We start from the raw sequence: 12,622 nt of genomic DNA, 5'->3' as shown, positions 1-12,622 counted from the left end.
CGGGCCAGCAACAGCCAACTATGAGCGAGGTGACAGAGCGACTGGCGGCGCTTGCCCCTTCCGAGCAGTCGCTTCTGGGCTATCTGTTCTGGCTTTCGCGCCCCCGATTCTGGTTCTATCTGGCCGGCCCCGTCGTCGTCGGCGTCGTCTACGCTGCCGACACAGTCTCGGAGTTTTTTACGCCGCTGACTGTCGCGCTCTTCCTGTACTTTCTCGTCCCCGCGAACGTCTTTCTGTACGGCGTCAACGACATCTACGACGCCGACGTCGACGAACACAACCCCAAGAAATCAGAGGAGGGAAAGGAAGTCAAGTATCGGGGCGACGCCATCGTCGTGATGATCGTCTTCCTGCTCACCGCGATTGGGGGACTCTTCGTCCCCTTCCTTCCAGTCGAGGGGATATACGTACTCGCGCTCTTTTTCGCGCTCGGAGCGGAGTACAGCGCACCGCCGCTCCGGCTGAAGACCACGCCGTTCCTCGACTCGCTGTCGAACGGGCTGTACATCCTGCCGGGGGTGCTTGCGTATCTCGCCGTCGCGCGAACGTTTCCGCCACTGCTTGCCGTCGCCGGCGGGTGGCTGTGGACGATGGCGATGCACACCTTTTCCGCGGTGCCCGACATCGAACCCGACAGGAAAGCCGGGATCCAGACGACGGCGACGTACCTCGGCGAGCGCGGCGCGCTCGCCTACTGCGGCGTCTGCTGGCTGGCCGGCGCAGCGCTGATGGCACTGGTCCATCCGTTCTTGGGCGGCGTGTTCGCCGTCTATCCGCTCTTCGTTGCCGGTATCGTCGCCGCTGACGTGGACATCGACCGCGCGTACTGGTGGTTCCCCGTCCTCAACACGCTCGCCGGAATGGTACTGACGATGGCCGGTATCTGGGTGATTCTGTATGGCTGAAGCGTTCGCACGGCCCAGCGATAGACAGGAGTTCGAGCGACGTCTCGACGCCCTCGTCGAGCGCAACCGGTTTACTATCGCCATCGTCTTCCCGCTAGTCGGTGCAATCCTGTTGCTCGCCAGCGCCGAGGGACTCCTGCCCGCGATACTGGCGTTCAATCCATACCTCGTCCTGAGCGGTGTGCTGGTGATGCGCCTGCCACTCGTCGCCGGGTTGCTCCCGCTGGTCAATCGACGTGCACTCGCTGCACTCTCGGTACTGACGCTGTACTCCTACGGCATCGAGTACGTCGGTGCGACCACCGGATTCCCGTACGGCGAGTTCGTCTACGAGATCCCGCTGGGACCGATGCTGATCGACACGATTCCGGTCGGACTGCCGGTCTTTTTCCTGCCACTCGTGCTCAACAGCTACCTGCTCTGTCTGCTCTTGCTTGGTGAGCGGGCAAGGTCTGCGTTTGTCCGCCTGCCAGCAGTCATCGCCGCCGTCCTCGCCGTCGACCTCGTTCTCGACCCCGCTGCGGTGGCGCTCGGCTTCTGGTCGTACGGTGGCGGTATCTACTACGGTGTTCCGCTGTCGAACTACGCCGGTTGGGTTCTGAGCGCGACGGTGGCAACGCTGCTCGTCGACTATGCCTTCGACAGTACGAGATTAGTCCGGCGGGTCCGGTCGTGTCCGTTCATGCTCGACGACCTGGTGAGCTTCGTCCTCCTGTGGGGAGCGGTCAACGCCGTCTACGGCGCGTGGGTTCCAGTTGCGATTGCACTCCTGTTCGGCGTCGGGCTGGTCCAGCTCGATCGGTTCGATTTCGCGGTGTGGAACGGTCTCCCGGGTCGCACAGCAGACTAGTTCAGGTCAGCGTCACTCAGGGTAAAGAACGTGCGGCGTCTCCTCGGCATCGAGCGTCCCAGCTTCGGTTTCCGGAATCGGGCTGACTCGCCGGAAGACGGTCACGGGGTCCTGGAAGCGCCGCCAGTTCCACCACGTCTTCGAGACGACCCACAGTTTCCGGGCGGTCGACAGCGACGGACGCGTCGACAGTACGTCGAAGTCCTGCTTGCGGATGAGTCGATGGTGTTCCGCGTACAGCGTCGCCGCCAGAAGGACCGCGAACTGACAGTCTTTAGGGAGGTGTTCGATACCGGCGACGCCCTGCCGGTAGAGCTGTTCTGCCCGGCGGACTTCGGCCTGAATTGCCTCCCGGAACGCTGGCGTACACTCCTCGCTGCGGAGTTGATCGACGGTCACGTCGTACGCATCGAGCGTCTCCATCGGGAGGTACACCCGGTCGAGTTCGCGAATGTCCTCGCGAACGTCACGGATGAAGTTCGTCAGCTGGAACGCCTCGCCGAGTTTCCCAGCGTGCGGGGTGGCAGCCTCCCGGTCGTCCGGATCCATCAGCGCACACATCATCTGCCCGACGGCAGCCGCCGACCCGCGCATGTACCCTTCGAGGTCCTCGTACGTCTCGTAGCGGTCGGTGTCGATGTCCGTGAGCATCGCGTCGATGAACTCGTGGATTTCCTCGTCGGGAATGTCGTACTCGGCGCGAATCTCGGCGAACGCGTCGACGACCGGGTCATCGGCGTCGACGTTGCCGAGTGCCGCCTCGCGGATGTGTTCAAGCTGTTCTCGTTTTTCGGCCGGTGTCAATCCCTGATTCCCGTCGACGACCTCGTCGGCGATGCGGAAGAAACCGTACAGAACGTACGTCGGCGTTCGAATCCGAGACGGCAGGAGGCGCGTGGCGTAGTAGAAGGTCTGGCCAGTTTCCTTGTGGATGGCCTTCCCTCTATCGAGCTGGGACTTTTTCACACCGATACAATGGGTCCTACTCTTGTGTAAGTTACTTACCTAATGAATTGGGTATACTGTCTCTGGGATGACAGAGGCATTTTAGATACGGTGTGACACGGCCACGATGGCAACATATGTAGGTGCACATTTATACGGAGTGCAGGTGAATACAGGTCCATGACACGACTCCTTGTGGGGACGGACAGCCAGGAAGTAAGCGAACGACTGCTCGACTATCTGGAGGGGCAAGTCGGCGCAGACGATACAGTCTACATCATCAACTCACTGGTGGGTGGGGACGACACGTCGAGCGACGAGATTTCCGATGGAGAGGACGCAATCGACGTACTTGAAGACGGACTCGGCGAGCAAACGACAGTGGAGACCCACCAGTACATCCGCGGGAACGCTCCGATCGAGGACTTCCTCGAGGCGGCCGAGGAGTTCGACATCGACGAGCACGTCATCGGGATCCGCAAGCGCTCGCCGGTCGGCAAGATGATGTTCGGGAGCACCGCACAGAACCTCCTGCTGGAGAGTGACATCCCGGTTCGGTGTGTGCCGCTCGTCTCGGAGTGACCGAAACCGTTTTTTGACCACTCAATCGACGGTCTAGTATGACACGAGAGAATCTCGTCACAGCTAGCGACTTGCTCGCGACAGCAGCCGACGCCACCGACGATGAGGACGCAGCGGAGCGACTCGACTCCCTATCGGACCAGCTGGAGACGCTGGCACACCGAGACCGCGGTCCCGACCACGGCCGCCTGGCTCGCATCGAATCAGGTCTCGACGAAATCCAGACCGACGCCAGCGACGACGTGGCCGCGACCATCGAAGACGCACTCGAAGCGATTCGGGCGTACCGAGAGACCGTCGAAGGCGTCTAGATCACAACGCCTCGAACGACGGTCCGTCGGACGGGTACAGATATTCATGCCGTCGTCTCACACCGAACAGACCACTCTACGTCCCACACGTCCGAGAGACGCTCGTAGAGCGCGCGCAGTCCCGCCGACTCGGTTTCGGGGAGCACGTGGAACCGAATCTGTCCGTTCCGAACGGAGACGCGAAACACGTCGCCCGTCTCGTCGTCCCGGACCAGATACAACGGCATCGGCAGATCGAAGAAGTCGCCGTAGCGGTACGGTCCCGCCGCCAGCACGCGGCGAAGGAGCGAATCGAGACTCTCCTCACTCTGCGGTGGCCGTGGCTGCAGCCGAAACACCGTCTCACCCTCGTACTCGACCCCGCCCTCGTACGGGTAGCGCCGCTGTGGCCGGTCCGGGATCGCAAAGGCGGGCTCCGATGCCATCTCGACGACAGGTAGGGCGCTATCCCTTTTAAATTCGCGGGCAAAATCGGCCGGTTCGAAGGTTTATCGGCTCCCGTCCCCACCACCAACGTATGTGTGGTCGCTACAGTCTGTTCACGCCGCCCGAAGACATCGAAGAGCGGTTCGGTGCCACCTTCGCCGATGAGTTCCAACCTCGATACAACGCCGCGCCGAGTCAGTCCCTGCCGGTCATCACCGACGCGAACCCCGAACGTATCGACGCGAAAGAGTGGGGGTTCGTGCCGCCGTGGGCCGACTCACAGAGCGACTTCGGATTCATCAACGCCCGGGCCGAGACGCTTGCCGAGAAATCCACGTTCCGAGACGCGTTCGCACAACAGTCTCGCGAGGGTTTCCGGATGGGGCGGTGTCTGGTCCCCGCGGACGGATTCTACGAGTGGGTCGAAGAGAGCGGCGGGAAACAGCCCTACCGGGTGACGCTCGCTGACGAGCAACCGTTCGCGATGGCCGGGTTGTGGGCGCAGTGGCAGCCACCGCAGACACAGACAGGACTGGACGCGTTTACCGGCGGCACCGACAGCGATACCAGTCCCGACCGGGTGGAGACGTTCACCATCGTCACGACGAAGCCAAACGACACCGTGGCGGACCTCCACCATCGGATGGCGGTGATACTCGACGACGACGAACTCGACCGGTGGCTGACCGGTGGTGCCGAAGACGTGGCGGCGCTTCTGAGCCCGTACGACGGCGAGATGCGGGCGTATCCGGTGTCGACGGCAGTCAACGACCCGTCGAACGACTCGCCGGCGCTGGTCGAACGGGCCGAGCCGAACACCTGAGAGAAACGGAGGCGTGGCGACGGCAGTCAGTAGACGGCGTCTTCGATGTCATCGGCGAGCGTCTCGAACTGGGCGAGATACGCGCGGCGTTCCTCGCGCATCGCGTCGATTTCACTCTCGTAGTCGTCGAACTGATTGGGCGGGTAGAACGCCTCGACATCGACGCCCGGGACCGACTCGGGGATGTCCATGCCAAGTTTCTCGTCGTAGTTCCACTCGATGTTGCCGCGGGCGGCACCGACGAGGATATTCACTGAGTCCTCGACACCGATGTCGGCGTCGGGGGAGCCGACGTAGCCGGTGTTGATCACGTACGTCTCCACGTCGTTGTCGTCGATGAGGTCGTAGAAGCGGTTGCCCTCCTCACCTTCCGGACCGATGATGAAGGGGTTGGTCCCGACGACGCGGATTGACTCGCCGGCTGCGTCGGGGTCGCCAGCGCTGGTCTGGATTGACTCCCCGAGCATGAACGCGACGGCGGCCTGTTCGGGAGTGAGACGCGCGATAGCTGGCATCGTCGGGTTGCGCGTGATGAAGAAGATCTGATCGACTTCCGCCATGTCGATATCGTCGGCGGCGCTGTCGAGGCACTCCCGGAGGATGACCGCGCGACCGTTGGTCGTCAGGTCGGTGTTGTCGAAGTCGACAGTACCGTCGTCTTCGACGTGGACGTTCTCGAAGACAGCGGACTCGTCGGTCGCCGCATCGTAGAGTGCGGGCTGTTCGTCGCCATCGAGGCCATCGGTCTTGATGTAGAGGCCGTTGCCCTCGCTGCCGGTAATCTGCCCGTCGGGTAACATCGCACACACGTCGTCCTGGAGCATCTCGGCACCTTCGGGGTCGTCGAGCCAGCAGCCGTGCCCGGTCAGCGTCGACTTCCCGGTCGCAGAGAGACCGAGGAACGCCTGGCCGACCTCCTCGATACCATCCTCGTCATCGATACGGACGCGCTTGCTGCCGGCGTGGAGTCCGAGACCGCCCTGCTGTTTGGCACGGTACATGTAGAGGCGCAGGAAGGATTTCTTGGCCTCGCCGGTGTAGTCGCTTCCGAGGACGAAGGTCAACCCCTCCTCCGGCAAGATGCGGATACGCCGGCGCTGCCCATCCTCGGTGTCCCAGTCGGGCAACTGGAGCGTCTGGAAGTCGGGCTCGCCCTGTGCGGGTTCGAGGAGTTTCGCCCACGAGAGAGCGATACGTGAGAACTCCTTGGGGACGAAGAGACGACAGACGTAGGACGTGTCGGGATGGCGACCGACCATCCGGTCGAGACAGACGAACTCGTAGTCCTCAACGCCGGCGAGCGCGTCTTCGATAGCGTCCCAGTCGTCGTCGGAAAAGTCGTCGTCGACGAGATTCTTCGTCTGGTCGGCACTCCGGGACTTCTGTGCGCTCACGTATCGCGGACTACCGTACTCAGTCGTCGTCTCGTCGTGGTTGGCAAACTCACGGAGTTCATCGAACGTCGGATTGTAAACGACGTTGTCTGCCGACTCCGGGTCCGGGAACTCGTCCTGCAGTCTGGATGTCTCCACCCGTTGGCTGGACATATATTGTGAGCGGTGGCTGGCGGGACGCATAAAGCCACGGAAATCAACGAACCGTGATTCACGACCACATACGATATAGTTCAAACATTACTAAATTGTATAGATGTTCGACCCATTCGATTGTACTTCCAACAAAGAGAAGCAGTGTAACAGACAGATTCCGCAGTTACAGCTGTTTTACCCGCTATTAAAAAAGTTATAATAGATTAAGATTATGTTTCTCACAGACTACTTTCCAATAGTTATAACAATTCCGATATTACGAGAATGCTGGACGTGTTCGGGTAACGGACGCGACATGAGAGACAAACACCCCGAAGAGTGGCTATCCGCGAAAGGGAGGCCGGGATCGAATCAACGGTGGTGACGCCACACCGAAATCGAATTGCCGAAAGAAAAAGTACAGACGGTCCTAAAGAGCGATTCCCAACAGACACCTCGATAATCACTGCGTGGTGAGTGGTATCACGACCATAACGTAGCTTATGTACGTGGAGGTTCTTTTTAATGTATGAGCGAAAATACAGGGCGACGGGATCTCCGGATGCCGTCCGACGACGAAGTCTTCGCAGTAGTGACAGAACACCTTGGTGGCAATCACGTCCGCCTGCAGTGTGCCGACGGTGAGACCCGAATGGGCCGGATACCGGGTCGGATGAAGTTCCGGACCTGGATTAACGAGGACGACGTTGTACTGGCCGAACCGTGGGACTGGCAGGACGAGAAGGCGAACGTTGAATGGCGATACGACGGCCAGGCTGCCGACCAGCTCCGTCGCGAAGGCCACATCGAGTAATTGTAGTTTTTGCGTTGTTTTCGCGCACCGAGAGCGGCTGCACTCTTACCAGCGACCGGATACAGAGTGGATTTTGAACGGCCAGCTCACTCGACCGAGTACCGCCTCTCGATCGATGTGTGCCCCGTTCAAACACTACGATAGTCGACAGCGCTGCCGCTTGCGCGGAAGCGTTCGAAAGAATCTGTTTGTTGCCGTCTGAGCTTACTGGCGCTCGAGGTTCGTCGCGCGCGGGCCCTTCGGTGCCTGTTCGATGTCGAATTCGACGTCAGTTCCTTCTTCGAGGTCCGGACCGCCAACGTCCTCCATGTGGAAGAATACGTCGTCGTCCGCGTCTTCAGTCTCGATGAATCCGTAACCGCCTGTGTCGTTGAAGAAATCAACCGTACCGGTTGCCATTGCGACTGTTCGGATGCCGGGGGTACAAATAAGCGTTCCGAAGGTGAGACACCTATCCAGGTGAGTTCACAGACGCGAATCAGCAGACGAGAGTACTCTCTCTCTCAGGAGAGGTCGAAGTGCTCGGCGGCCTGGTCCATGTCCTTGTCGCCCCGACCGGAGAGGTTGACGAGAATCGTGTCGTGGTCGCCCTCAGCAGCGAGGTCTGTCGCCAGTGCGATGCCATGACTCGACTCCAGGGCGGGGATGATACCTTCCGCCTCGCTGAGTTCGCGGAACGCCGCAAGCGCATCGTCGTCGTGGATACCACGGTACTCCGCACGGCCAATTTCACGGAACATCGCGTGTTCGGGACCGACACCGGGGTAGTCGAGTCCCGCAGAGACGGAGTGGACGTCGACATCGTCGCCGATGACCCGGGTTTTCATCCCGTGGATGACATCGTCGTCGCCCGCTGCCAGCGGGGCAGCGTGACGGCCGGAGTCTGCGCCCTCACCGCCGCCCTCAGCGCCGTAGAACTCCACATCGTCGTCACGGAACGCGTGGAAGAGACCCATGGCGTTGCTGCCGCCGCCGACGCAGGCGACGGCAGCGTCCGGGAGTTCACCAGTTCGTTCGCGGAACTGTTCGCGAGCCTCACGGCCGATAACGCTCTGGAAATCCCGAACCATCCGCGGGAACGGGTCGGGGCCGACGACGGACCCAACGAGATAGTGGGTGTCGTCGATGTTCGTGGCCAAGTCTTCGAGTGCCGCGTCGACGGCGTCAGCCAGTCCTTCGCCCCCGCGGGTCACCTCGTTGACGGTGGCGCCCATCAATCGCATCCGGAAAACGTTCATTTTCTGGCGCTCGATGTCCTTCTTTCCCATGTAGATCTCGGTGTCGAGGTCGAGCAGTGCGCCAGCCATCGCGGTCGCAGTCCCGTGTTGACCGGCCCCAGTCTCGGCGATAAGACGAGACTTGCCCGCTTTCTTCGCGAGGAGCGCTTGCCCGAGCGTGTTGTTGATTTTGTGTGCGCCACCGTGGAGCAGGTCCTCGCGCTTGAGATAGATGTCGGCACCATAGCGCTCGCTCAGGGTCTCGGCGTAGAAAAGCGGCGTCGGCCGTCCAGCGAAATCTTCGAGGAGGGCGTGGAGTTCGGCGTGGAACTCGTCGTTCTCTTTGATTTCGTCGTAGCCGTTCGCTAACTGTTCGAGCGCATCTTCCAGGGCCTCGGGGACGTGACGCCCGCCGTAACCCTCGAACGTACCATCGGACATATCTGCACAGATTCCCCGCGTTATGATAAACTGTATCATCCGAGCCCGACAGCGCGGAGTGGTCACTCAGATGCGGTCAGTCGCAGCAGCCAGGTTCACAGCCAGGCCAGTCAGTATCAGTACTGCACTGATGACGACGTTGAACGTCGTACTCGACAACAGCGTCGGCAGCGTCGCCGCCTCCGTCGCGAGCGCGTTGCCAACGCCGCCGACAACCAGCACCAACCCCACGAGGCCCAGCAAGAATCCGCCCGTCGGGCCGAATCTGCCGCTTCTGGCAGCGTGCTCCTCGAGGATCGAACGCATGGACTCTTCGACTGATTCACCCACCTGGCCGTCGACGTACTCCCGGAGCGTCTCGTCGCGTTCGTCGAGTTCGGTCGCGTACTCGTCGAGTTCCGCTTCGCGCTGTTCGATGGCGGACTCGCGTTCGTCAAGTTCCTGTTCCAGTCGTTCGATTCGCTCCTGGCGCTCCTCCAGCGAGGCGTACTCGTCTGCGAGTTGCTCGCGGCGCTCGGACAATTCTGCTTCTCGCTCGTCGAGGTTGTCCTCACGCTCGTCAAGTTTCTCCGCACGCGCGTCGAGTCCCATCTCGCGTTCGTCGAGACGACGGGCTCGTTTTTTCAGGTCCGTCACCACCGCCCTGTCTATCCGCTCTTCGGCGTCGGGTTCGATGACTGTCTCTGAGTCCTCGACATCTCCCGTGATCGTCTCCCCTCCCTCCTCGCCCGCATCAGAAGTATCCCCTTCAGTCTGGGGGTCACCCTCCTCACTCATGATTTGTCCCTCTCTCGGGATTGATCTGCTATCAGATTAAAATGTTGGGGCCTCCGCAGTCCTGGCACGGAGCGGTCCGAGACAGACTGGAATATCATTCTGGGTTCCCATCGAATTCAGTGGCCTGCGTAATTCGGGCGGTCATAGACTAGCGTATCCAGTGAGACCAGTTAGTTAGTCGGAGGGTACTAAAACGGCAAAGAGCGGACCTCCCGGTATTAGCGTGGACTCGACACCGTAGTTCGGAACGTAGCGAGGCCACTCTCGGAGTGGTTCTGAAAGAAACAAAGGTCCGGAAAGTCGCTAAAAAGCGACGGTGTGAACCTGTTTAGCTGCGAACGACGTTAGTCGCGCGCGGGCCCTTTGGGGCTTGTTCGATGTCGAATTCGATCTCGGTCCCTTCGGTCAGATCCTCACCGCCAACGTCCTCCATGTGGAAGAAAACGTCGTCGTCAGCATCCTCAGTCTCGATGAAACCGTAACCGCCTGTGTCGTTGAAGAAATCAACCTTACCGTTTGCCATTGCAAATATACGAATGCCAGGTACACGGATAAGTATTCCGACTTTGTATCCCCAATTCGAATATTGCAGAACACATGTACTACGAAAAACGTCTTTTTTGAATATTTAGCCACAGTATGTCGATTCTATCACGGTGTGGTGCCCAATCAGTCACAGAAGGAACGGTGTTCAGCGTGATTCACAATCCAGTCGGGCGGTTCGGACAGTCCGGATACTCACGCCCCAGACGACCTGTCGGGAAGTGGTCTCCTAATCATCACGACTCGCCAGCATCGGTTTCCTGAACCCGAACCGTCGAAATGCGGGTTCCGTCAACGTCTGTCACCTCCACGACGTATCCATCGACCTCGATGCTGTCGCCACGTTCCGGCGCACGGTCGAGGCTGCCAAGCACCAGCCCACCAATCGTTTCGACTTCCTCACTCTCGAAGTCGCCTCCCAGCGTATCGCTGACTGCCGACAGCGTAACACTCCCGTCGATGTCGAACACCCCATCGCCGCGTTCGCGTATCGAGTGTTCGCGCTCGTCGATATCGAACTCGTCGCGGAGGTCCCCGACGACAGCCTCGATTACGTCTTCAACCGTCGCGATTCCCTCGAACGATCCCCACTCGTCGATGACCGCAGCCATCTGCTGATGTTCGGCCCTGAACTGCAACAGCAGATCGTTGATAGTCGTCGTCTCGGGGACGACGAGTACCTCCCGTGCGATGTCGCCAGCAGTCTCGACATCCTCCTCGGGTTCTTCGCTCGCACGCAACACGTCCTTGACATCGACGAAGCCGACGACCTGGTCGCTGTCGTCAGCGGCGAGAACCGGATAGCGGGTGTGACCGGCCTCGAGAACGAGCTCCCGGAGTTCAGACAGCGTGGTGTCTGCCGGAACGCTCACCACGTCCGGACGCGGGACCATGACCTCACGGACGGCGGTGTCGTCGAGGTCAAACACGCGCTCGATCATCGCCACTTCCGACACGTCGATGTCTCCCTTCTCGCCAGAGCGAACCAGCACTCGTCGGATCTCCCGTTCGCCGAGCGTCTCGTCGGTTTCGGAGGCCGGGGGAACGCCGAGCATCCGCGTGAACGCGTTGGCCGTCCCGTTGAACACGACCAGCCCCGGATAGAAGATGTAATAAAAGAACTTCATCGGCGGGGCGAGAAACAGCGAGAGTCGTTCGGTCTTGGAGATCGCGATCGTCTTCGGTGCGAGTTCGCCGAAGACGACGTGGAGGAACGTGATGATGCTGAACCCGACTGCGAAGGCGACGAGATGGACGAGGTTCGACGGAAGAACCGGTCCCAGCACGGGTTCGAGCAGTGCCGCGACAGCGGGTTCTCCGACCCACCCAAGCCCCAGCGAGGCGATGGTGATACCGAGCTGTGTCACCGCGAGGTAGTCGTCGAGGCTCTCCATCACGCCCTGGAGTGCGCCTGCGCCGGTCCGCCCCTCTGCAACGAGTTGGTCGACGGACGTTCCACGAATCCGGACGAATGCGAACTCGGCAGCGACGAAAAAGCCGTTCAGTAGCACGAGAAACAGCGCCAGGAGGACCTGTGCCGCCGTGAGTGCGACGTTTACCATCGGCTCTCCGAGACCGTACCGTCAGTCAGTCGTTCTGAGTGCATACCAATACGTCCGCCCCCATTCACTAAAATAACCCAACATGCGGTTCGGTAGTCGAAGGCCTCGGCACTCACGACTCACAATCTATCCATAGTGAATGCGTTTAGCGCGCCTATAGAGTCTGCTCGTTCGGTTACTGTTCGTCCAGCATCTGGATGCCATGCTCCACGACCGCCTCGGTCACGAAGAGACTCGCCTCACGTTGGAGTGTTCGCATACGTGACGCCGCTTCGTCTCTATCGAGCAAACCACGGCCGTAACCGAGCGTGACGACACCGATAGAACCGTGTACTTCGACGCCCGCCTCGGATGCTGACTCTCTGGCGGCGAGGTCATCGGTCAGGAGAACGACTCCCCGCTCTTCCGCGACCGCAATCGCGGCGCGCTCTCCGGCGTCCAGTTCTTCAGCTCCGACTTGGCTTTCATCGGCTTCGACGAGGTCGTACGAGAGATCGGCCAACTCGTCCGGAACACCACCGGCCTCGACTTCCTTGTAAACCGTCTCTGGAACGAGCAGTGTGTCAAATGTCAAGAGCAGTTCAAGCGAATCGATTTCGGCGAGGTGAATAAGTGGTCCTGCGTCCGAGACAGCCGCGAGCGTCACGCGTTCAGGCCCCAGTCGACATCTTCCTCGACGACCTCCCGCTCTCGGTCCGCTCGCTTGACTTTCGTTCGGCCGACGCGCTCGATGGCTTCCTCGCGGTCGAGGTCACCGTCGAGATACTGTGCGAGCACGAGGTCCTCCCACAGGTCTTCGAGACCGCGTTCCAGTGCCCGTTCGAACACCTCGGACTCTGGAAGGCCGCGAGCCTCTGCGATTTCTCGTACCCGGTCGGAAATTTCGGCGGCCATGCA

At 60.5% G+C, this 12,622-nt stretch carries 16 protein-coding genes; 6 read left to right on the top strand and 10 right to left on the bottom strand.

From position 1 onward, the window contains the following. Window positions 1–20: 20 nt before the first annotated feature. Window positions 21–905, top strand: coding sequence for a prenyltransferase (locus tag WDJ60_RS02275; RefSeq protein ID WP_340098189.1), 885 nt, complete (start codon window positions 21–23; stop codon window positions 903–905). Beyond that, window positions 898–1,755 (top strand): bisanhydrobacterioruberin hydratase, encoded by an 858-nt coding sequence (gene cruF, locus WDJ60_RS02270; RefSeq protein ID WP_340098187.1) that lies wholly within the window; start codon window positions 898–900, stop codon window positions 1,753–1,755. Before WDJ60_RS02275 ends, cruF begins: the two co-directional genes overlap by 8 nt. A 12-nt stretch (window positions 1,756–1,767) precedes the next feature. On the opposite strand, the gene WDJ60_RS02265 is transcribed toward cruF, so the two are convergent. Further along, window positions 1,768–2,721 (bottom strand): phytoene/squalene synthase family protein, encoded by a 954-nt coding sequence (locus tag WDJ60_RS02265; protein ID WP_340098186.1) that lies wholly within the window; start codon window positions 2,719–2,721, stop codon window positions 1,768–1,770. A 159-nt stretch (window positions 2,722–2,880) separates the two neighbouring features. Here WDJ60_RS02265 and WDJ60_RS02260 point away from each other — a divergent pair, with 159 nt between their 5' ends. Both WDJ60_RS02260 and WDJ60_RS02255 read left to right on the top strand, forming a co-directional pair. Then, window positions 2,881–3,282 carry a universal stress protein gene (locus WDJ60_RS02260; RefSeq protein WP_340098185.1) on the top strand — a complete coding sequence of 134 codons (402 nt, stop codon included), beginning with the start codon at window positions 2,881–2,883 and terminating at the stop codon, window positions 3,280–3,282. A 38-nt stretch (window positions 3,283–3,320) separates the two neighbouring features. Then, window positions 3,321–3,593, top strand: coding sequence for a DUF7553 family protein (locus WDJ60_RS02255; protein WP_340098183.1), 273 nt, complete (start codon window positions 3,321–3,323; stop codon window positions 3,591–3,593). Between the two features lie 44 nt (window positions 3,594–3,637). Here the strand turns inward: WDJ60_RS02255 and WDJ60_RS02250 are convergent, their stop codons facing one another. Then, complete coding sequence (locus WDJ60_RS02250) at window positions 3,638–4,018, bottom strand: hypothetical protein (RefSeq protein ID WP_340098181.1); 381 nt, start codon at window positions 4,016–4,018, stop codon at window positions 3,638–3,640. Between the two features lie 92 nt (window positions 4,019–4,110). Here WDJ60_RS02250 and WDJ60_RS02245 point away from each other — a divergent pair, with 92 nt between their 5' ends. After that, window positions 4,111–4,842: an SOS response-associated peptidase gene (locus WDJ60_RS02245; protein ID WP_340098179.1), complete on the top strand. Its 732-nt coding sequence runs from the start codon at window positions 4,111–4,113 to the stop codon at window positions 4,840–4,842. A 26-nt stretch (window positions 4,843–4,868) separates the two neighbouring features. Here WDJ60_RS02245 and WDJ60_RS02240 read toward each other — a convergent pair whose 3' ends face one another. Next, on the bottom strand, window positions 4,869–6,389 hold the full coding sequence (locus tag WDJ60_RS02240; protein ID WP_340098178.1) for a phosphoenolpyruvate carboxykinase (ATP): 1,521 nt from the start codon (window positions 6,387–6,389) through the stop codon (window positions 4,869–4,871). A 511-nt stretch (window positions 6,390–6,900) separates the two neighbouring features. Between WDJ60_RS02240 and WDJ60_RS02235 the strand changes: the two genes are divergently transcribed. Then, complete coding sequence (locus WDJ60_RS02235) at window positions 6,901–7,185, top strand: translation initiation factor eIF-1A (protein ID WP_340098176.1); 285 nt, start codon at window positions 6,901–6,903, stop codon at window positions 7,183–7,185. Between the two features lie 204 nt (window positions 7,186–7,389). Here the strand turns inward: WDJ60_RS02235 and WDJ60_RS02230 are convergent, their stop codons facing one another. The 7 genes from WDJ60_RS02230 to WDJ60_RS02200 form a co-directional block, all read right to left on the bottom strand. Further along, a complete protein-coding gene (locus WDJ60_RS02230; RefSeq protein ID WP_340098173.1) occupies window positions 7,390–7,584 on the bottom strand; it encodes a cold-shock protein in 195 nt (64 codons plus the stop codon). A 104-nt stretch (window positions 7,585–7,688) separates the two neighbouring features. Continuing rightward, window positions 7,689–8,843: a tryptophan synthase subunit beta gene (gene trpB, locus WDJ60_RS02225; RefSeq protein WP_340098171.1), complete on the bottom strand. Its 1,155-nt coding sequence runs from the start codon at window positions 8,841–8,843 to the stop codon at window positions 7,689–7,691. A gap of 66 nt (window positions 8,844–8,909) precedes the next feature. Next, window positions 8,910–9,620 (bottom strand): hypothetical protein, encoded by a 711-nt coding sequence (locus WDJ60_RS02220; RefSeq protein ID WP_340098169.1) that lies wholly within the window; start codon window positions 9,618–9,620, stop codon window positions 8,910–8,912. A 328-nt stretch (window positions 9,621–9,948) separates the two neighbouring features. Beyond that, window positions 9,949–10,143 (bottom strand): cold-shock protein, encoded by a 195-nt coding sequence (locus tag WDJ60_RS02215; RefSeq protein WP_302081417.1) that lies wholly within the window; start codon window positions 10,141–10,143, stop codon window positions 9,949–9,951. 256 nt (window positions 10,144–10,399) lie between these two features. Next, window positions 10,400–11,725: a hemolysin family protein gene (locus WDJ60_RS02210; RefSeq protein ID WP_340098166.1), complete on the bottom strand. Its 1,326-nt coding sequence runs from the start codon at window positions 11,723–11,725 to the stop codon at window positions 10,400–10,402. Window positions 11,726–11,900: 175 nt separating this feature from the next. Then, the gene (locus WDJ60_RS02205) at window positions 11,901–12,371 is read right to left on the bottom strand and encodes a PIN domain-containing protein (RefSeq protein WP_340098164.1); all 471 of its coding nucleotides are present in this window, start codon (window positions 12,369–12,371) and stop codon (window positions 11,901–11,903) included. Beyond that, window positions 12,368–12,619 carry a hypothetical protein gene (locus tag WDJ60_RS02200; protein WP_340098162.1) on the bottom strand — a complete coding sequence of 84 codons (252 nt, stop codon included), beginning with the start codon at window positions 12,617–12,619 and terminating at the stop codon, window positions 12,368–12,370. Before WDJ60_RS02200 ends, WDJ60_RS02205 begins: the two co-directional genes overlap by 4 nt. Between the last annotated feature and the right edge of the window lie 3 nt (window positions 12,620–12,622).

Source organism: Salinibaculum salinum, assembly GCF_037645885.1.
GTDB lineage: Archaea > Halobacteriota > Halobacteria > Halobacteriales > Haloarculaceae > Salinibaculum > Salinibaculum salinum.
This window is presented reverse-complemented; position numbering and strand designations above follow the sequence as displayed.